Below are 17,883 nucleotides of genomic sequence, written 5' to 3' on the forward strand. Positions count from 1 at the left end.
TTTGATTCACCCTTCAACACTAGACTGGACCACTGGAGCATTCATCACCGGTGGAGGTAGACGTGGCAGAAGAAGTCCAGGCAGCAGGAAACCCCGCGGTTTACCGCAGCGGCCAGGAAATTGAATGCTGGCTGACGGACATGGACGGCGTCCTGGTCCACGAGAACCAGCCTATTCCGGGCGCTGCCGAGTTGATCCAGCGCTGGGTGGATACATCCAAGCGGTTCCTGGTGCTGACCAACAATTCGATCTTCACCCCGCGCGACCTCGCTGCCCGCCTGCGCTCCTCCGGTTTGGAGATCCCGGAGGAAAATATCTGGACCTCGGCGCTGGCCACGGCCCAGTTCCTGAAGGACCAGGTGCGCGGCTCGGAATCCGGAAATCGCGCCTACACCATCGGCGAGGCGGGTCTGACGACGGCGCTGCACGAGGCGGGCTTCATCCTCACCGACCAGGATCCGGACTTCGTAGTGCTCGGCGAGACGCGGACGTACTCCTTCGAGGCCATCACCATGGCCATCCGGCTGATCCTGGGCGGGGCGCGGTTCATCGCCACCAACCCGGATGCCACCGGCCCGTCCAAGGACGGCCCCATGCCCGCTACCGGCGCCATTGCCGCCCTGATCACCAAGGCCACCGGCCGCGAGCCGTACATTGTGGGCAAGCCGAACCCCATGATGTTCCGTTCTGCCATGAACCAGATCGACGCGCACTCCGAAACCACCGCCATGATCGGTGACCGGATGGACACGGACATCATCGCCGGCATGGAGGCGGGCCTGCACACGGTGCTGGTGCTCAGCGGCATCACGCACAAGGACGATATTGCGGCCTACCCGTTCCGGCCCAACCAGGTGCTGAACTCCGTGGCGGACCTGAAGAACCAGATCTAGAAGATACTCACCCGGGAGCCGCCCCGGGGCAAGGGGAAGTATTCATCCAGCAGCTCCGTCAGGAGGGGCCGGTAGATTTGCGGGTTCCAGCCGGGGCTGGCGTGGGCCGGCGCGGCCCCGATGGTTTGCAGGCCACTGGAGACCATGTTGTCCTTGAAAGCCACGGCCCAGGTCTCCGAGGCCGTTTCGTAGTCGACGGTCTGGTCCTTCGGGTTGCCGACATAGGCCATCTTGGCCGTTCCAAGCTGGCCCGCGAACTGGCCGCCCTCGAAGTGGTAGATGTACGCCGACTCGGTCTGGATGAGCACACTGGAGGGGGCTATCGGCGAAAGCTGTTCGAGCGTCTGGTCCAGGATCTGGCGCCAGCTCCGTTCGTCCTTGTGGATGATCCGCTCCCCCAGTTCGTAGCCGCCGCGGAGGGTGGACGGGAACCTGAAACCGCGCTCGTACAGGAACACCACGCCGTCGAACCAGCTCTGGTCCAGGACGTCATGCGCACTGTAGGGGCTCGAGTCCAGCAGGATGAACTGCACCTGGATGCCTGCCACGGCAAGGAGCCGGGCGGCCACCTGGGTGGCCAGCATGCCGCCGAAGCTGTGCCCGTAGAAGAACAGTTTGGTGATTTTCTCCACCGCGACGTACTCGGAGATCGCGCGGACCACGTCAGTGACATCCAGGCCCAGGTTAGAGTACCCGACGGCGGCGAGCCGGGCGCGCTTGTTCAGCGAGCCACGGAGGGTGTTGAGGATCCACTGGGCCTCTTCCCAGCTGGTTTTGTACCCGGGGAAGAGGAACCAGCAGGCGTCCGGGTAATAGGCATCGGCGAAATCATCCGCAACGGGCAGGATCTTTGTGGTTTGGCGCTGCGATTGCACTTCACGGGTCAGCAGCATGTCCGCAGCGAGCAACCCGGAGGCCCCGGCACCGGCGAGGAACGTCCGGCGGGAAAAGCGCTTAAGGGCAGCCGCCTCCGCCAGCAGCCGGGCCTGGGGGACCCCGCGCCGGTGTTGCGGACCTGTCTCCCCCTCATACGGCACACCCCTACCGTAAGCACACCTGAAGTAAACGCCGCAAGGACCGGTATGTAACCATTCCGCGACGCGGCGGTCAGCTGGCCGCCTGGCCCTCCGTGGCGGGGAACGGAGCCTGGGGTTTTTGCTGCCGGCGGGCGATTTCCAGGCCGATGTCGTTGTAGCGGCCCAGCAGGTCCGCGCCGTCGAACGCCTGCGGGTTATCCAGCAGGGCGAAGACGGAATCGCTGGCGTGGAGCAGTTCTTCGTCCGAGTACTCCGTCAGCGGGCGGCCGTAGAGTACTTCGAAGAAAATCACCGGCAACTGAGGGAGTCCCTCGGCAAAATCACCGCCGCCGGTGAACAACTCCGTGACATCGTCGTCCATGAGGAGCGGTTGGGTGGTCGACGGGCCGTCGGCATTGCGGTCGTAACTGGCGGTGACAAGCTGGAGGGTCACCCCGGCGGAGGGAAGGCCTGGCAGGGAGTTGGTGTCCATGGCGTTCAGGTCGGCGCGCAACCCGGCGAGCGCCGATGATTCGATGAGGGCAGCCTGCGAAAGATCAACACAAATGCGGCAACGCAGGCCCATCCGCCGGACGCGTCGAATGATGTGGACGAGTTCCGCACGGGTGTCGTGGCGAAGGGTTCCCCGGACTTCAATCCGGACGATGTCAGCTGAGACATCGAGGTCAACTAGTGCGTCAAGCGCGCGGTCCATAGGTACTCCAAAAGAGGTTCTATGGCCGACGGCTCAACCTCCGCAAGCGTAACCTCCACCGGGAGCCCCGCACAAGCCGTCCCTCAGGCGCTCTGGCCCGGCCTGACGCTTCCCGGCTCCTGGTAGTGGGTGTGCGCGCCTGCCCCGCCGACGGAATCCACCAGCGACCTGGCGATGTCGCGCAGCTTGGTGTTGCTGTTGCTGGACGCCTCCGTGAGGATTTCGACGGCGGCCGCCTGGCTGCAGCGGTTTTGCGCCATGACAATGCCAATGGCGATGTCGATGATGGTCCGCGATTCCAGGGTCGCGCGGAGATTTGAGGCGCTGTCCGCATGCAGTGAGAACCTGACCGCGAGGCGCAGTGCCTGCGAAATCTCCCTTGTGAAGTCCCGCGCACGGGCAGCCGCCCCGCCATCGAACTTGTGCGGGACGTCGGAATAGAGGTTCAAGGCAGCCTTGGCCTCGCCCTGCAGGTTGAAGGGCAGGGAAAGCACCGAACGCAGCCCGTGGGACGCAACAGCGTTGGCGTAGTCCGGCCCCCACCTGTCCTCCTCGAAAAGGTCCGGAACATAGACCTCACGTTCGTCCTTTGCCGCGGTAAGGCACGGCCCTTGGGACAGGGAGTACTGGATTTCATCCACTTCCCGGGCCGAGTCACTGCTCCAGCCGATCGTGGCTGCCTTCCGGTCACGGAGCAGTGTGATTCCGCACAGGGCGTCGTCGCCGTCGCCTGCCATCTGGTGCGCGGAAAACCGCGCAAGCTCGTTGAGGAAGTCCTCAAAGTCAGCGCTGTCCAGAATCAGGTTCTGGACCTTGTCGGTAGCGCTCAAAGGTTGTTCTTGGGTGGGCAAGTGTAGGGTCTCCAAGCAACTGAAGGGTGATAAGGCAAATATTAGGTCACCCGCTGGCCCTGACCAAGTGCGGACCCCAGTCCGAACCGACGCAATTCTTCGGAGCCGAAGGTGGTCAGTCGGACGGAGCGCGGGTGCGAGCCACGGATCAACCAGCCCCGGTCCAGCGCGCCTGCTGCGAACAGTTCGGCAAAAAGTCCGGCCGCGTGGTCTACCCGTTCGGTCCAGTCCAGGCATGGCCGTGCCAGCGCACGGGTGGGGTTCTCCGGTAACGGCATCCCAACGTCGCGGGCCCAGGCCCGGCCGTTGCCAGTAACCGTCCAGTCGGATGAGAGGAGCCCTTTGTCCAGCCAGGTCCGGGTCACTGCAACTCCGAGGGCCCCGGCCAGGTGGCGGTAACAGGTCCGGCCCTGTTGCAGTTCATGGTTATGTTTCTGAGCCCGGAAGGACCGGGGCACCACGGGTTCTGCATGCGGGCTCAGCCGGACCAGCGCCTCCACCGCGTCGGCCACGTTCCGGTTCTTCAGCCTCACATACCTGTGCCGCCCCTGGCGGACGTCCTCGACCAACCCCGCGTCGGTGAGTTTGTTAAGGTGCACCGTGGCGGTCCCGCGGGTGATGCCGGCGCTCTCCGCCAGTTCCGCCGCGGTCCATGCCCGCGCGTCCATGAGGGAGATCAGCATCCTGGCCCTCGACTCCTCAGCCATGGCCCGTGCCGTCAAAGCCAAGTCATCTGCCCAGAGTGGTGCCATGCTCCAATAGTTCCACGGAGATGGTTTGACCGGCACCAAACTGTTGAGGGGCGACTATTGGGGCATGTTCACCGCCATCACCCCGGGCGCCCACTACTTTGGCTCCCTCGTTGTCCTTTTGACCACCGCGAACCCCGATGGCAGCACGAACATCACACCCATATCCTCTGCATGGTCCCTGGGGGACCACTACGTCCTGGGGCTCGGCACCGCCAACCAGGGCCACGCGAATTTGATGCGGAGCCGCGAAGTTGTACTCAACCTTCCGGAGGCGCGTCTGGCCGGGAAAATAGAGCAGATTGCCATGACTACTGGAATGGACCCGTTACCGCCCCAGAAGAAGCGGCTGTACCGGTACGTACCCGACAAATGGGCCCTTACCGGCTGGACCAGCCTTCCGAGCATTGAAGTTTCGCCGCTCCGGATCGCCGAATGCCCCGTCCACATTGAGGCAACGCTGGAAAACAGTCTGGCCCTGGACACGGATATGGAGGCCGTGCACGTCCGGGTGCGCAAAGTCCACGTCAGGGAGGACCTTGCCCTCGACGCACGACATGTGGACGTCGGCGCATGGCAACCGCTGTTCTATACGTTCCGCCACTATTTCGGGCAGGGCCACCACTTTGGATCCAACACCAGGGCGGAGCAGCGGCTGCCGGAGCCGGCCGGACGCCCAGGGCAGCGCCCTGCCGCCGCCCTTACCGGGTACTAGGCAAGGCCAAGCTCGTCCTTGCCAAACGCGAACAGGTAGGGAACACCCGTTTCGGCCTCGATCTTCTCCTTGGCGCCGGTGTCGCGGTCAACGATGACGGCAACGGCCACTACGTTCCCGCCAGCCTTCCGCACGCCTTCCACTGCCGTCAGCGCCGATCCTCCGGTGGTGGACGTATCCTCCAGGACCAGCACCTTCCGACCTTCGACGGACGGACCCTCCACCTGGCGGCCCATGCCGTAAGACTTCTGGGCTTTGCGGACCACGAAAGCGTCAACGGACCGGCCTGCGTCAACCGCGGCGTGCATCACCGCGGTACCGACCGGGTCTGCGCCCATGGTGAGCCCGCCTGCGCACTCAAAGTCGATCCCGGCGTCGTCAGCCAGGGCCAACATCACCTGGCCCACCAGCTTGGAGGCTTCGTGGTGCAGGGTGATCCTGCGCAGGTCGATGTAGTAGTCGGCCTCGGCCCCGCTGGAAAGAATCACCTTGCCGCGGACAACGGCGAGTTCCTTGATCAGTTCGAGCAGTCGGGCGCGGGCAGCGGCAGCGTCAGGCGCAGCGTGAGTGGGCGAAGTCATGGGCTCCAGTTTAGTGGGTGAGCGGGCGGGCAAAGCCTGGCGCGTGCTCCGGAAGCGGACCGAAAGCGATGACCCGGGGCAGGATCCGCCTCAAGACCGGGTTGTGCCTGATAGCGAACAGCAGCGCCTGGCGGAGCCTGGACGTGTTTCCGGCTGCATCGGCTGAAGGAAATTTCCCGGCGAACAACGGAACGAACACGGCCCGGTGCATGATCCGCTGCACGGTTTGCACCACCACGGTGGGCATCCAGCGGCGGCGCTGGACCGCAGCAAGGGTGGCGGTGCGCACCTGTCCGCGGCGCAGGTCCGGCGCCAGCCGCTTCGCCGCTGCCACCGCGTCCTGGATGGCCAGGTTGATTCCTACGCCCCCGGCCGGGGACATGGCATGCGCGGCATCCCCGATGCAGAGGAAACCGCCGGCATACCACCGGCGCAGGCGGTTCAGCCTGACATCGAGCCAGTGCAGGTCTTCCACGCTGCTGATCGAACCGACACTGTCCGCCAGGTCGGGTCGGAGTGCGGCCACACGCCGGCGGAACCGCTCCACACCTTCGGCCCGGATCCTGGCGTCCGCACCCTTCGGGGCGAGGTAGCCCATCTGGTAATAGTCAGTGCGGTTCAGTGCAATCATCGCTTCCCGGTCACCTATGGCCGGGACCACCCCGGCCGCCCCAGTCCTTCCTGGCGTCCGGCGCGGAAGTTTGAACCACCACACATCAAACGGCACCGGATACTCCTTAGGGGACAACCCCGCGGCCCGGCGCAGCACCGACTGCCGGCCATCAGCCGCCACCACCACGTCGGCGTGAAGCACCTGCTCCCCGCCGGCCGCGGTATCGCCGGCGGACCGGTAGCGCACCGCGGTGACGCGTCCGCCGTCGTCGAACTCCAATCCCGTGGCTTCGCATTCCATCAGGAGGGTGAATGTCGGTTCAGCCTTGGCGGCGGATGCAAGGAAATCCAGGAAGTCCCACTGCGGCATCATGGCCACATAGTTGTACGGGGGTTTCAAGGAGTCGAAGTCAGCCAGGGTAACCAGGCCGGCGCCCGGCACCGGGAATGCCACATTTTGCAGGCGGCTCTGCGGCAGGGCACGGAATCCGGGGCCAAGGCCCAGCTCGTCCATCAGCCGGATCGTGGAAGCATGCACCGTGTCGCCGCGGAAATCCCGCAGGAAATCGCCGTGTTTTTCCAGGACAACCACGTCCACCCCGGCCCTGGCCAGCAACAGTCCGAGCATCATTCCCGCCGGGCCGCCGCCCACCACTGCACACCCCGTCCGTTCCATGCAGTTACGCTACGCCGGGCGCCGCGCGTCCGGAACAGTTGAGGGTTGTTGACAGCGCTGGCTAGGCTGGACCACATGCGCGAACTCCAGGCCAAGATCATTGAAGAAATGGGCGTTCTGCCCCGGATCGACCCCGCAGGGGAGGTGCGCAAGCGCGTCACATTCCTGAAGGAATACCTGAAGGCAACGCATACCAAGGGCTTCGTCCTGGGCATTTCCGGCGGGCTGGATTCCTCCTTGGCCGGGCGCCTTGCGCAGCTGGCGGTGGAGGAACTCCAGGCCGAGGGCGTGGAAGCGAACTTCGTGGCTGTACGGCTGCCGTACGGCGTGCAGCATGATGAGGATGACGCGCAGGCAGCCCTGGACTTCATCAAGGCCAAGACCGAGTGGACCTTCAACATCTCCGCTGCGGTTGACGGTTTCGAGGACGAGTTCGAAAAAACGGTGGGCTCGGAGATTTCCGATTTCCACAAGGGCAACACGAAGGCCCGCACCCGCATGATCGCCCAGTACGCACTGGCTGGGGAATTCAACTACCTGGTGATCGGCACAGACCACGGCGCCGAATCCGTGACCGGCTTCTTCACCAAGTACGGCGACGGCGGCGCGGACATCCTGCCCCTGTTCGGCCTCAACAAGCGGCAGAACAGGGCCCTGTTGGCCGAACTGGGAGCGCCGGCCCGCATCTGGGAGAAGGTGCCCACCGCCGACCTCCTCGATGACCGTCCTGGCCGTACTGACGAAGACGAACTCGGCATCAGCTACGACCAGATCGACGACTACCTCGAAGGCCGCGACGTTCCGGAAACAGTGGCCGAATCGATCGAACAGAAGTTCCTCCGCACCCGGCACAAGCGCACGGTTCCGGTGACCATCTTTGACACCTGGTGGAAGGACCAGGGCCCGGAGGAGCCCCGCGCCGGACTCTAGCGGGTACGCCGCCTGTCCGCGCCGCCCAGCTGCTGCGTAATCCGGTGCGCCTCCGCCATCAGCAGGCCACCAAGTTCCTCCTGCCGTTCGGGTTTGAAGCGCGGCTCGATGCCGGTCAACGACAAAGCCCAGGCCGGCTTGCCGGATCGGTCGAACACCGCCGCACCCATCCCCCAGCTTCCCTCCAGGACCAGCCCGGGGTTTACCGAGTATCCGGCCAGCCGTGTGCGGGCAAGGTTTTTCCGGACCAAGGCGGCGGTGTGGTTTGCCGCGAATGCCCCCGCGTGGTCAGTCCACCGGTCCAGCAGTTCCTCCTGCTCGCTTTCCGGCAGGAAGGCCAGGATGGCCGTGCCGGCCGACGCAACACCCAGCGGGAACCGCACGCCCTCGTGCAGGACGAAGGAACGCACGGGGAAACTTCCTTCCTCGCGCAGCAGGCAGACCGTCTCAGCGCCGCGCCGGATCGAAAAGAAGGCGCTCTCCCCCGTGGCCTCGGCAAGTCGTCGAAGGCTGGGGCGGGCAATGTCCTCCATCGGAAAGCGTGCCGCGGCCACGGACCCCATGAGCAGCACCTCCGGGCCGAGCACCCAGTTGCCGGTGGTGGGATCGTGGTCCAGCAGGCCTTCAGCGGCAAGGGACGAAAGGAGTCGGTGGACCGTGGGGCGGGTGAGTCCTGATTCGCGCACCAGCCCGGCCAGCGGCATGCCCTCCGCGCTTCGACCTACCAGCCGCAGCAGCCCGGCAATCCGCGTCACCACCTGGGCGCCCTGCACCGGCGTCATGGTCACAAACCCTCCTAATGTCCACAATATGGATACGTTTGAGCATATCGTCCACACTGTAATTCCTTGGCATTGTGTCCTTGACAGGTTCAATGAGCCGCCCGTAGTCTCCGGAAGCAGATCCTGCGTCCACTAAGTGGACGTTTACTGCTCTCAACGAGGAGACGTCATGAAAAAACTCCAGCCTTCTGCCATCGCAGCCCTGGCGGGCGCGCTGCGGGACGGGATGACCCTCGCCGTGGGCGGCTTTGGCCTCAGCGGCATCCCCGCTGACCTGATCGAAGCCGTGCGCGACTCCGGCGTCAAGGACCTCACCGTCGTCTCGAACAACATGGGCGTGGACGGCAAGGGCCTGGGCATCCTGATCGAAGCCGGCCAGGTCCGCAAGGTCATCGCCTCCTACGTTGGCGAGAACAAGCTCTTCGCGGAGCAGTACCTCGCAGGGAAACTCGAGGTTGAGTTCACCCCGCAGGGAACACTGGCGGAACGCCTCCGCGCCGCCGGCGCCGGCATTCCGGCGTTCTACACCAAAACAGGCGTGGGCACCCTGGTGGCCGAGGGCAAGCCGCACGAGGTGTTCGACGGCGAGACTTTCGTCCAGGAGCGCGCCATCAAGGCCGACGTCGCACTGGTCCACGCGCACACCGCGGACACGGACGGCAACCTCACCTACCGTTTCACTGCCCGGAACTTCAACCCGGTGGTGGCCACCGCAGCGGTCCTCACCATCGCCGAAGCGGAGGTCATCGTCTCCCCCGGCGAACTGGACCCGAACCACATCGTCACCCCCGGGGTCTTTGTCCAGCGGTTGGTCCAGGCCACGGCCCGGGTAAAGGACATCGAGCAGCGGACGGTACGCCAGCGCACTGTGGCTGCCGGCGCCGAAGCGCTGGCCGTCTGAGCCGTGGCCGGGAACTCAAAGGAGAGCACCACCTTATGACTACCACGCAACCCGATGACCTCGATATCCGCCAGAAAGGCCTGGCCCGGATGGCGGAGAGGCTGGCCGGATGGACACAGAAATGGTTCCCTGACGCGTACATCTTCGCCTTGGCCGGGGTGCTGCTCGTCGCCGTCGCAGCGTTGGCGGCAGGCGCTTCGCCCAAGGCCGTGGTGGATTCCTTCGGCAACGGATTCTGGGACCTGACCGCTTTCACCCTCCAGATGTCAATGGTTGTCCTGACCGGTTACGTCGTGGCAACCTCGCCCCCTGTGGCCCGGCTGATTGAACGCCTGGCCCAGGTTCCCGGCTCCGCGCGGACCGCCGTCAGCTTTGTTGCCGTGATGTCCATGTCGGTGTCGTTCGTGAACTGGGGTTTGAGCCTGATCTTCGGCGGCCTCCTGGCGCGTGCCGTGGCCCGCCGGGGGGACCTTCACGTCGACTACCGGGCCCTCGGCGCGGCGGCGTTCATGGGGCTGGGCGCAGTCTGGGCGCTGGGGATGTCCTCCTCCGCGGCCCAGCTCCAGGCAACCAAGGCTTCCATTCCGCCGGCGCTCCTGAAGATCACCGGCGTCCTGGACTTCGGCACCACCATCTTCACCTGGCAGTCCCTGCTGACCCTGGTCATCCTGATGGTGCTGACCACCGTCATTGCCCACTTCTCCGCCCCCACGGGCGGCGCCGTCAAAACCGCGGCCGACCTCGGCGTCGACCTTGATGACCAGCCCGAACCGCCGGCCGAAAAGTCGCGCCCCGGCGAGTGGCTCGAATACAGCAGGGTCCTGCCTATCCTGGCGGGGGTGCTCACCCTCGGCTGGCTGGTGTCCCAGCTCCTGACCCTGCCCATCCTGAGCGTGGTCAGTTCACTGAACGGCTACCTGCTGGTCTTCCTGATGCTGGGGCTTGTGCTGCACGGAACCCCGCGCAAATTCCTCCAGTCCGTGACCAAGGCCGTGCCCGCAACCGCAGGCATTTTGGTCCAGTTCCCGCTCTATGCGGCGATGGCGGCCATCCTCACCAAGGCGACGGGCGCGGGCGGCCTCTCGGTGTCGGAGCATCTGGCCCATTTCTTCACCAGCATCGGCGGCAACGGGGCGTTCGCGGTCATCATCGCCCTTTACACGGCCTTCCTGGGGATGTTCGTCCCTTCCGGCGGAGGCAAGTGGCTGGTCGAGGCACCCTACGTCATGCAATCCGCGACGGACGTAAACATGAACCTTGGCTGGACTGTGCAGATCTACAACATGGCCGAGGCCCTGCCCAACCTCATCAACCCGTTCTTCATGCTGCCGCTGCTGGCCGTCTTGGGCCTGCGCGCCCGGGACCTGGTGGGCTTCACGTTCCAGCAGTTCCTGTTCCACCTGCCGGTTGTGCTGCTGTTGGCCTGGCTGCTGGGAATGACATTCGAATTCGTGCCGCCGGTAATACCCAACTGACTACAGACACCCGAATACTGCGAGAAGGAAAAAGGAGTTTCGCCATGGCCTGGACCAGGGATGAAATGGCTGCGATTGCGGCCGGGGAACTGAATGACGGCGACTACGTCAACCTGGGGATCGGCATCCCCACACTGGTGGCCAACAACCTGCCCGAGGGCGTGCGGGTGGTGCTGCAGAGCGAGAACGGGCTGCTGGGCATGGGGCCGTTCCCGTTCGAGGGCGAAGAGGACGCGGACCTGATCAACGCCGGCAAGCAGACCGTCACGGTGTTGCCCGGCGGCAGCATCTTCGATTCCGCCACTTCGTTCGGCATGATCCGCGGGGGCCATGTCAAGGTGGCGATCCTGGGCGCCATGCAGGTCTCCGGCGATGGTGACCTGGCCAACTGGACCATCCCGGGCAAGATGGTCAAAGGCATGGGCGGCGCCATGGACCTGGTGGCCGGAACACCGCGCGTGGTGGTCCTGACCGAACACAACGCCAAGGACGGCAGCGCCAAGATCGTCAGCCAATGCACCCTCCCGCTGACGGGGCTCAGCTGCGTGGACCGGATCATCAGCGACCTCGCCGTGTTTGACCTTTACAAAACGGGCGACGGCGGACGGCAGCTCACGCTGACCCGGCTGGCGCCAGGCGTCACCGAAGAGGAGATCCGGGAAAAGACCGACGCCGGCTTCGATGTCCGGCTTGAGAACGAGGAAGTGGCAGCGTGAGCCTGAAAGACCAGTTTGGCAAGGATGTCCTGATCACCGGCTGGGGGCACAGCAGGTTTGGCAAGCTGGCGGACGAGACCCTCGAATCGCTGATTGTCCAGGTGGCCACGGACGCCATCAGCACCGCGGGCGTTGAACCGTCGCAGATAGACGAGGTCTACGTGGGCCAGTTCAACGCCGGCATGATGCCGCTGGCCTTCCCCTCGTCACTGGCCCTGCAGGTTTCCCCGGACCTGGCCAACGTCCCGGCCACCCGTGTGGAGAACGCGTGCGCTTCCGGCTCGGCCGCCTTCCAGCAGGGCACCAAGTCGCTGCTGGCCGGTACCGCAAAAACGGTCCTGGTGATTGGCGCGGAAAAGATGACCCACGCCGGGGCAGACGTGGTGGGCGCCGCGCTTCTCGGGGCGGACTACGACATGGCCGGGAGACAGTCCACCACAGGTTTCACCGGGCTTTTCGCCGAGGTGGCAAAACACTACGCCAAGCGCTACGACGCCGCCGGCAGCCTGGGAGACGTGCTGGGCAACATCGCCGCGAAGAACCACCGCAACGGCGTGGACAACCCCTACGCCCAGCTCCGCAAGGACCTTGGCGAGGAGTTCTGCCGGACCGTCTCGGACAAGAACCCGATGGTGGCCGACCCGCTGCGCCGCACCGACTGCTCCCCCGTCTCGGACGGTGCAGCCGCCGTCGTGCTGTCTGTCTCCCCCACCGGCGGTGCCACGGCTCCGGTACGGCTTGCCGGCTTCGGCCAAGCCAACGACTTCTTCCCCACCGACCGCCGCGACCCCACGGCGTTCGAGGCCACCCGGGCCTCCTGGCAGCGCGCCCTGGCGATGGCCGGCGTCGGGCTCGAAGACCTGGACCTGGCCGAAGTCCATGACTGCTTCACCATCGCGGAACTGCTCATGTACGAAGCCATGGGCCTGACCGCCCCCGGCGAAGGCGCCCGGGCTCTTGAGGAAGGCTGGGTGTACAAGGACGGCAAGCTGCCGGTCAACGTCTCCGGCGGACTCAAGGCCAAGGGCCATCCGGTGGGCGCCACGGGAGTCTCGCAGCATGTGCTTGCTGCGATGCAGCTCACCGGGACCGCCGGCGATATGCAGCTGGCGGCCCCGCGCAGGGCTGCGGTGCAGAACATGGGCGGCGTCGGCATCGCCAACTACGTCAGCATCCTTGAGGCTGCCTGACATAGCGCACGGGGGCAGCCCCGTCCTGCTTACTTCGCGGCACCCGCAACAGCATCGGCGCCGGCGGTGGCACAAGCTTCATCCAGGGCGCCATCAGGTGCCCCGCCCACGCCGATGCCGGCAACAGAAACGCCATTGACCTTCAACGGGACACCGCCTGCCAGGAACAGCGTGCCCGGCAGGTCGGCGATCGAGGGACCATTGCCATTGACGCGCTTGGCGAGTTCGCTGGTGGGTGCACCGAAGGCTGCGGCCGTGTAGGCCTTCTGCTTGGCGGCCTCAATGGTGTGGGCGGCGGCGTTGTCTCCCCGGAGCACAGCCTGGACCGTGCCGAAGCGGTCAACGACGGCCACCGTGACGAAGGGCAGCTTGTCTGCCTGGCATTTGGCGAGCGCCGCAGTCACGGCCTGGGCCGACGCTCCGGCAGTGATCCGGTTCTGCTGCACCACTGTTTCCGGAGCCGGCCGGACATCAACGGCCGGTACGACGGCGGGAGCTTCCGCGCCGTTCGCCCCGCCGGTACCGGCGTTCGCGGCCACCGTCGCTCCGGCCGTGGCCAGGATCGCTGCGGCTGCTGCGGCGGTGAGTGCTTTGTGCGACGTCTTCATAATGCTTCCTTCGGTTGGGGGTGCTGCTTCCGGGTTCCATCCTTCCGGCCGCGTCCTGCGGCGGCATCGGTTGATGGGCTGTTCCTGGCTACCCCGAAAGGCCGGCCATATCAGCCAAAAGGCTGAGGGCAGCCAGGGCAGGGACGCCTAGCATGGAGTGCAGAGCCACCCATCAGAACCGGATCCCGCATGCCTACCAGAGATGCCCTACCAGCCACAGGTCCGGCGGCCGGCGCCGCCCAGGGCCCCGACGCCCGCCGGTCGCTTCGTGCGCCGGCGGCGAACGGCCGCCTGGGCGGCATCGAGGCCGCGGTCCATCTTGGCTTCGCGGTGCTCCTGGTGGCCTCCGTGGTGCGGTACGTTCTGCGGCACTCACCGGCCGACAACATGCTGGTGCTGGGACTCGCTGCCGCCGCCAGCCTGCTGTACGCCGTCGTAGCCCTGCTGTCGGCTCGGGACCGGCACAGCGTCGCCTGGGTGGTGGCGCTGGTTGGCGTGTGGGCGGTCCTTGTGGTGGCGGCGCCAAGCTTCGCGTGGTGTTCCTTTGCCCTGTTCTTCCTGTGCAGGAGTGCTTTGCGGGGCGCTGCCGCCTACATCCTGGCGGCCGTCATCACCCTGGCAACAGCCGCCGGCCTGTTCCGGCTCGGTAACGGCACCGACATCGCCATGCTGCTGGGTCCACTGGCTGTCGGGACCATGCTGACGCTCATCTATGACAGGATCCAGAACGACGCCGCAGAGCAGCGCCGCCTGAACGCGCAGGTTTCCCTGGCCCAAGGGCAGCTCGCGGCCAGTGAGCGCCGGGCCGGCACCATCGCCGAACGGGACCGGGTATCCCGGGAAATCCACGACACCGTCACCCAAGGGCTCGCCAGCAGTCTGCTCCTGCTCGAAGCAGCGGGCCGCGGGTGGCCGGATGCGACAGCCCGGGACGGTCTGCGCCAGGCCACCGACCTGCTCCGCGCGAACCTGGCGGACACCCGGAGCCTGGTCCACGAGCTCGCCTCCCCCGGGTTGGAATCGACGCCGTTGCCGGACTCGCTGCTGCTTGCCGCCCGGCGGTACATGCCGGCGGCCACCCTGGCGGTGACGGGCGAACCGGGCCCCGTTCCCCCGGAGGTGCGGCACGCCCTGCTGCGGGTTGTGCAGAGTGCCTCCTCCAACATCGCGCTGCATGCTTCGGCTTCGATGGCCGCGCTGACGTTGGGTTTCCTGCAGGACACCGTCACCTTGGACATTTACGACGACGGTGCGGGCTTTGACCCGGCGGCGGCAGCCCCGCCGTCGGCCTCGGGTGGGTACGGCCTGCGAGCAATGCGGCAACGGGTGGAGCAGCTGGGCGGGAGCTTCTCGGTGCAGAGCACCCCGGGCGAGGGCACCATCGTGGCCGCGCAACTTCCTTTGGAGGGGCCATAGATGGGCGGCATTACGGTCCTTCTGGTGGACGACCACCTGGTGGTTCGCAGCGGCCTGCGTGCGTTGCTTGCGACCCAGCCTGATATGGATGTCGTCGCGGAGGCGTCGTCGGGTGAAGAGGCGTTGCAGCTGGCCCGTTCGCACGCCCCGGCGGTGGTGGTGATGGACCTTGCCATGGGCCCGGGCATGGATGGTATTGAAGCCATCAGGCAGATTCGAAACCTCGGCACCGGGCAAGCGGTCCTGGTTTTCACCACGTACGACTCCGACGCGGATATTGTCCGCGCTGTTGATTCCGGGGCCATGGGCTACCTGTTGAAAGATGCGGCACCGGAGGAGATCTTCGCCGCCATCCGGGGCGCGGTGCAGGGCAGGAGCGTGATGAGCCCGCCGGTGGCCTCCAGGTTGTTCCAGCAGATGCGCAACCCCGACGAGGTCCTCACTCCCCGCGAGGCGGAGCTGCTCAGCCTGCTCACTGAGGGCCTCAGCAACCGCGAGCTCGGCCGGCGGCTGTTCATTTCCGAAGCCACGGTGAAAACCCACCTGGCACACATCTATGCCAAGCTCGGAGTGGATACCCGGGCGGCCGCTATTGCCACCGCCATCCGCCGGGAAGGCATGCGTTAACCGCACATTATGGCCGCTACCCTTGCACCCGGGGCCCGCGCCCCGTACGTTGGGGACTGTGGGGGACTAACTCCCGCGCACCCCGGGACGGTTCCGGGGAGAGAATCAGAGTCACATGAAGGAATGCAGCCATGGCAACAGGCACAGTTAAATGGTTCAACGCCGAAAAGGGTTTTGGCTTCATTGCCCCCGATGACGGGTCCGCTGACGTATTCGCCCACTACTCGGCAATCGCCACCAGCGGCTACCGCTCACTGGACGAAAACCAGAAGGTCGAATTCGATGTGACCCAGGGCCCCAAGGGTCCGCAGGCAGAGAACATCCGCCCGCTCTAAGTCTTCGGCGGCTCCGGCAACTGCCGGCCCCCCCGTCCAGCGGCCCCTCCAACGAACGTTGGAGGGGCCGCTGTTTTTTGCCGGCGTTGTTTCGTCGGCGCTTGTTTTCGCCGGCGCTTGTTTTCGTCGGCGCTGTGTTTCACGGCATTGCGGGTTGGGGATAATTGACCCATGACCGGAAAGGACCAGGACCAGGATCCGTGGGTCGAGTTCGACGCACTCGGGCCCGCCGCACCCGACCGCGTCCCGGGCCAGCCCGGCGGCGAACCCCACGGCTTCGGATTCCGCACCGGCGTACGCAGCGCCCGGGTCGCCGTCGGCTTTGCCGTCTACGCCCTGGCCCTGGGCACCCTCCTGGCCCTGACGGGTTGCATCGTGTTCATGGCCCGGCAGCAGTGGCTGCTGGTGGGACTCATGCTGATGTTCGAGTCCATCTTTGTCTTTGCCTTCACGCGGCTCGTCGCCCAGGCGCGGCACCGGACACCGCGAAACGGTCAGGCCAAGTAACCCGACAAGCACCCTTGACCTTGACGCAGCGTCAACCCCTAGGCTCAAGGTCATGGAAGAAATCCGTGGCAACGGCTTGAGGGATTGGCCCATCCAGGATGTGGCCAGGATGGCCGGCACCACCAGCCGCACGCTCAGGCATTACGACGACATCGGGCTCTTGAAGCCCAGCCGGGTGGGCGGGAACGGCTACCGCTATTACGACGGTGCCGCCCTCCTTCAGCTGCAGCGGATCCTTTTGCTGCGGGAGCTGGGCCTGGGGCTGCAGGCCATCGCCGAAGTCTTCCAGCGCCAGGCCGACCCCGTCGCGGAGCTCTCCCGCCACCTTGAGTGGCTGGCGCAGGAGCAACAACGGCTGGCCCGGCAGGCGCAGTCCGTGCAGCAAACCATCGAAACAGTGAAGGCAGGAGGCCAACTGATGGCTGAGAACATGTTTGACGGCTTCGACCATACCCAGTACCGGGAGGAGGTCGAGGAACGCTGGGGCAAGGACGCCTACGCCGCATCTGATGCGTGGTGGCGGGGGATGGACGCCGCGGAAAAGCGGGCGTGGAAGTCCAAGGTGGAGGAGCTGGGCAGGGACTGGATCGCGGCCGGCGCTTCAGGGGTGACGGCGGATGGACCGGAGGCCCAGGACCTGGCACGCAGGCACGTGGCCTGGCTCCAGTCCATTCCCGGAACCCCCGCTGCGGCCGCCGGCGGCGACATCAAGGGATATGTCACCGGACTCGCTGACATATATGTTGCGGATCCGCGTTTTGCCGCCAACTACGGGGGCATGGACGGGGCCGCCTTCGTGCGGAGCGCCCTGCGCATTTTTGCGGAGAAGCACCTCTAGGGGCACCTGTCAGCGGTTGGCGTTGACCCGCCTGGCCCTCTTGACCCGCCGGACGATGAGCAGGACCACGGCCACGGCGAGCGCAGCGTAGACAGCGTAGTTCAGGACATGTGAATACTTCTCGATGAGCTGATACTGGGTGCCCAGCAGGTAGCCGAGGCCAATGAGGGCTCCATTCCACAGCCCGCTGCCGGCGAGGGTGAAGAGGCTGAAGGTGGCCGGTGGCATCGCCGCGGCCCCGGCCGGCAACGAGATCAGGCTGCGGATGCCTGGGAGGAGGCGGCCGAAGAAAATAGACGATCTTCCGTGGCGGCGGAACCAGGCGGCAGCCTGTTCAAAGTCCTCCCGGTCCACCAAGGGCAGTTTGGACAGCCAGCGGATTGAACGTTCCAGGCCCAGTTTTGCGCCGAGCCAATAGAGCAGCAGGGCACCCAGGTAGGCGCCCAGGGTGCTGGTGGCGAAGACAAGGAGCAGGTTGAGGGAACCTTGCTTGGCAAGGTAGCCCGCCAGGGGAAGGATCACCTCGCTGGGGATGGGAGGCACCACCGTCTCCGCGAGCGTGAAGGCACCCACGCCCCACTCGCCCAGGGTGTCGATAGCCCTCGCCGCGAAGCCCACGATGCCCGTGAGTCCGTCGGTGGGGCTGGCTGCACCGGTCATGGTTGTCCACATACGTCTGTCCCCGTTCGCTGGCATGGCCGTCCGTTACCCGTCATGTCCACAATACGGGCCGCGGAATTCGTCGAGCCC

The 17,883-nt window shown here is 65.7% G+C and carries 21 protein-coding genes; 12 read left to right on the top strand and 9 right to left on the bottom strand.

Translation table 11 applies throughout. The features are described 5' to 3' along the window. Window positions 1–50 precede the first annotated feature (50 nt). Window positions 51–893, top strand: coding sequence for an HAD-IIA family hydrolase (locus DFO47_RS06775; protein WP_018763126.1), 843 nt, complete (start codon window positions 51–53; stop codon window positions 891–893). Here DFO47_RS06775 and DFO47_RS06780 read toward each other — a convergent pair. The 4 genes from DFO47_RS06780 to DFO47_RS06795 form a co-directional block, all read right to left on the bottom strand. Then, a complete protein-coding gene (locus DFO47_RS06780) occupies window positions 890–1,930 on the bottom strand; it encodes an alpha/beta fold hydrolase (protein WP_018763125.1) in 1,041 nt (346 codons plus the stop codon). The two genes, DFO47_RS06775 and DFO47_RS06780, sit on opposite strands and share 4 nt — an antisense overlap. A 70-nt stretch (window positions 1,931–2,000) precedes the next feature. Then, window positions 2,001–2,624, bottom strand: coding sequence for a hypothetical protein (locus DFO47_RS06785; RefSeq protein WP_018763124.1), 624 nt, complete (start codon window positions 2,622–2,624; stop codon window positions 2,001–2,003). Between the two features lie 83 nt (window positions 2,625–2,707). Next, window positions 2,708–3,454 (bottom strand): GAF and ANTAR domain-containing protein, encoded by a 747-nt coding sequence (locus DFO47_RS06790; protein ID WP_018763123.1) that lies wholly within the window; start codon window positions 3,452–3,454, stop codon window positions 2,708–2,710. 62 nt (window positions 3,455–3,516) lie between these two features. Further along, window positions 3,517–4,227 (bottom strand): winged helix-turn-helix domain-containing protein, encoded by a 711-nt coding sequence (locus DFO47_RS06795; protein ID WP_133831136.1) that lies wholly within the window; start codon window positions 4,225–4,227, stop codon window positions 3,517–3,519. A gap of 25 nt (window positions 4,228–4,252) precedes the next feature. Between DFO47_RS06795 and DFO47_RS06800 the strand changes: the two genes are divergently transcribed. After that, window positions 4,253–4,939: a flavin reductase gene (locus DFO47_RS06800; RefSeq protein ID WP_133831137.1), complete on the top strand. Its 687-nt coding sequence runs from the start codon at window positions 4,253–4,255 to the stop codon at window positions 4,937–4,939. Here the strand turns inward: DFO47_RS06800 and pyrE are convergent. Next, window positions 4,936–5,520: an orotate phosphoribosyltransferase gene (pyrE, locus tag DFO47_RS06805; protein WP_018763120.1), complete on the bottom strand. Its 585-nt coding sequence runs from the start codon at window positions 5,518–5,520 to the stop codon at window positions 4,936–4,938. The genes DFO47_RS06800 and pyrE overlap by 4 nt on opposite strands. A gap of 10 nt (window positions 5,521–5,530) precedes the next feature. After that, the gene (locus DFO47_RS06810; RefSeq protein ID WP_026264969.1) at window positions 5,531–6,808 is read right to left on the bottom strand and encodes an FAD-dependent oxidoreductase; all 1,278 of its coding nucleotides are present in this window, start codon (window positions 6,806–6,808) and stop codon (window positions 5,531–5,533) included. Window positions 6,809–6,883: 75 nt separating this feature from the next. Here DFO47_RS06810 and nadE point away from each other — a divergent pair, with 75 nt between their 5' ends. Beyond that, the gene (nadE, locus tag DFO47_RS06815; protein ID WP_018763118.1) at window positions 6,884–7,738 is read left to right on the top strand and encodes an ammonia-dependent NAD(+) synthetase; all 855 of its coding nucleotides are present in this window, start codon (window positions 6,884–6,886) and stop codon (window positions 7,736–7,738) included. Here nadE and DFO47_RS06820 read toward each other — a convergent pair. Next, complete coding sequence (locus DFO47_RS06820; RefSeq protein WP_043424350.1) at window positions 7,735–8,520, bottom strand: IclR family transcriptional regulator; 786 nt, start codon at window positions 8,518–8,520, stop codon at window positions 7,735–7,737. The two genes, nadE and DFO47_RS06820, sit on opposite strands and share 4 nt — an antisense overlap. 169 nt (window positions 8,521–8,689) lie before the next feature. On the opposite strand from DFO47_RS06820, the gene DFO47_RS06825 reads away from it, so the two are divergent. Genes DFO47_RS06825 through DFO47_RS06840 form a run of 4 tightly spaced genes read left to right on the top strand, consistent with a single transcriptional unit; the run spans window position 8,690 to window position 12,802 of the window. Continuing rightward, complete coding sequence (locus DFO47_RS06825; RefSeq protein WP_018763116.1) at window positions 8,690–9,421, top strand: CoA transferase subunit A; 732 nt, start codon at window positions 8,690–8,692, stop codon at window positions 9,419–9,421. Between the two features lie 35 nt (window positions 9,422–9,456). Further along, the gene (locus DFO47_RS06830) at window positions 9,457–10,896 is read left to right on the top strand and encodes a TIGR00366 family protein (protein ID WP_133831138.1); all 1,440 of its coding nucleotides are present in this window, start codon (window positions 9,457–9,459) and stop codon (window positions 10,894–10,896) included. A gap of 44 nt (window positions 10,897–10,940) precedes the next feature. Continuing rightward, on the top strand, window positions 10,941–11,612 hold the full coding sequence (locus tag DFO47_RS06835; protein WP_018763114.1) for a CoA transferase subunit B: 672 nt from the start codon (window positions 10,941–10,943) through the stop codon (window positions 11,610–11,612). Further along, window positions 11,609–12,802, top strand: coding sequence for an acetyl-CoA acetyltransferase (locus DFO47_RS06840; protein WP_133831139.1), 1,194 nt, complete (start codon window positions 11,609–11,611; stop codon window positions 12,800–12,802). Before DFO47_RS06835 ends, DFO47_RS06840 begins: the two co-directional genes overlap by 4 nt. 29 nt (window positions 12,803–12,831) lie before the next feature. Here the strand turns inward: DFO47_RS06840 and DFO47_RS06845 are convergent, their stop codons facing one another. Next, the gene (locus DFO47_RS06845) at window positions 12,832–13,410 is read right to left on the bottom strand and encodes a heme-binding protein (protein WP_018763112.1); all 579 of its coding nucleotides are present in this window, start codon (window positions 13,408–13,410) and stop codon (window positions 12,832–12,834) included. A 189-nt stretch (window positions 13,411–13,599) separates the two neighbouring features. Here DFO47_RS06845 and DFO47_RS06850 point away from each other — a divergent pair, with 189 nt between their 5' ends. The 5 genes from DFO47_RS06850 (at window position 13,600) to DFO47_RS06870 (ending at window position 17,133) form a co-directional block, all read left to right on the top strand. Continuing rightward, window positions 13,600–14,826: a histidine kinase gene (locus DFO47_RS06850; RefSeq protein ID WP_018763111.1), complete on the top strand. Its 1,227-nt coding sequence runs from the start codon at window positions 13,600–13,602 to the stop codon at window positions 14,824–14,826. Further along, complete coding sequence (locus tag DFO47_RS06855) at window positions 14,827–15,453, top strand: response regulator transcription factor (RefSeq protein ID WP_133831140.1); 627 nt, start codon at window positions 14,827–14,829, stop codon at window positions 15,451–15,453. A 131-nt stretch (window positions 15,454–15,584) separates the two neighbouring features. Further along, window positions 15,585–15,788, top strand: coding sequence for a cold-shock protein (locus DFO47_RS06860; protein ID WP_009357211.1), 204 nt, complete (start codon window positions 15,585–15,587; stop codon window positions 15,786–15,788). A 171-nt stretch (window positions 15,789–15,959) separates the two neighbouring features. Then, on the top strand, window positions 15,960–16,295 hold the full coding sequence (locus DFO47_RS06865; protein WP_133831141.1) for a hypothetical protein: 336 nt from the start codon (window positions 15,960–15,962) through the stop codon (window positions 16,293–16,295). 52 nt (window positions 16,296–16,347) lie between these two features. Then, window positions 16,348–17,133, top strand: coding sequence for a TipAS antibiotic-recognition domain-containing protein (locus DFO47_RS06870; protein WP_133831142.1), 786 nt, complete (start codon window positions 16,348–16,350; stop codon window positions 17,131–17,133). A 9-nt stretch (window positions 17,134–17,142) separates the two neighbouring features. Here the strand turns inward: DFO47_RS06870 and DFO47_RS06875 are convergent, their stop codons facing one another. Beyond that, window positions 17,143–17,805: a DedA family protein gene (locus tag DFO47_RS06875; protein ID WP_133831143.1), complete on the bottom strand. Its 663-nt coding sequence runs from the start codon at window positions 17,803–17,805 to the stop codon at window positions 17,143–17,145. Window positions 17,806–17,883 lie beyond the last annotated feature (78 nt).

The sequence above is a fragment of the Arthrobacter sp. AG258 genome, from assembly GCF_004364695.1.
Lineage (GTDB): Bacteria > Actinomycetota > Actinomycetes > Actinomycetales > Micrococcaceae > Arthrobacter.

Coding starts and splice junctions, on each gene's coding strand:
- DFO47_RS06785 (WP_018763124.1), bottom strand. CDS start 2,624: ATGGACCGCGCGCTTGACGCACTAGTTGACCTCGATGTCTCAGCTGAC.
- DFO47_RS06795 (WP_133831136.1), bottom strand. CDS start 4,227: ATGGCACCACTCTGGGCAGATGACTTGGCTTTGACGGCACGGGCCATG.
- pyrE (WP_018763120.1), bottom strand. CDS start 5,520: ATGACTTCGCCCACTCACGCTGCGCCTGACGCTGCCGCTGCCCGCGCC.
- DFO47_RS06810 (WP_026264969.1), bottom strand. CDS start 6,808: ATGGAACGGACGGGGTGTGCAGTGGTGGGCGGCGGCCCGGCGGGAATG.
- nadE (WP_018763118.1), top strand. CDS start 6,884: ATGCGCGAACTCCAGGCCAAGATCATTGAAGAAATGGGCGTTCTGCCC.
- DFO47_RS06820 (WP_043424350.1), bottom strand. CDS start 8,520: ATGACGCCGGTGCAGGGCGCCCAGGTGGTGACGCGGATTGCCGGGCTG.
- DFO47_RS06825 (WP_018763116.1), top strand. CDS start 8,690: ATGAAAAAACTCCAGCCTTCTGCCATCGCAGCCCTGGCGGGCGCGCTG.
- DFO47_RS06830 (WP_133831138.1), top strand. CDS start 9,457: ATGACTACCACGCAACCCGATGACCTCGATATCCGCCAGAAAGGCCTG.
- DFO47_RS06835 (WP_018763114.1), top strand. CDS start 10,941: ATGGCCTGGACCAGGGATGAAATGGCTGCGATTGCGGCCGGGGAACTG.
- DFO47_RS06845 (WP_018763112.1), bottom strand. CDS start 13,410: ATGAAGACGTCGCACAAAGCACTCACCGCCGCAGCAGCCGCAGCGATC.
- DFO47_RS06850 (WP_018763111.1), top strand. CDS start 13,600: ATGCCTACCAGAGATGCCCTACCAGCCACAGGTCCGGCGGCCGGCGCC.
- DFO47_RS06855 (WP_133831140.1), top strand. CDS start 14,827: ATGGGCGGCATTACGGTCCTTCTGGTGGACGACCACCTGGTGGTTCGC.
- DFO47_RS06860 (WP_009357211.1), top strand. CDS start 15,585: ATGGCAACAGGCACAGTTAAATGGTTCAACGCCGAAAAGGGTTTTGGC.
- DFO47_RS06865 (WP_133831141.1), top strand. CDS start 15,960: ATGACCGGAAAGGACCAGGACCAGGATCCGTGGGTCGAGTTCGACGCA.
- DFO47_RS06870 (WP_133831142.1), top strand. CDS start 16,348: ATGGAAGAAATCCGTGGCAACGGCTTGAGGGATTGGCCCATCCAGGAT.
- DFO47_RS06875 (WP_133831143.1), bottom strand. CDS start 17,805: ATGTGGACAACCATGACCGGTGCAGCCAGCCCCACCGACGGACTCACG.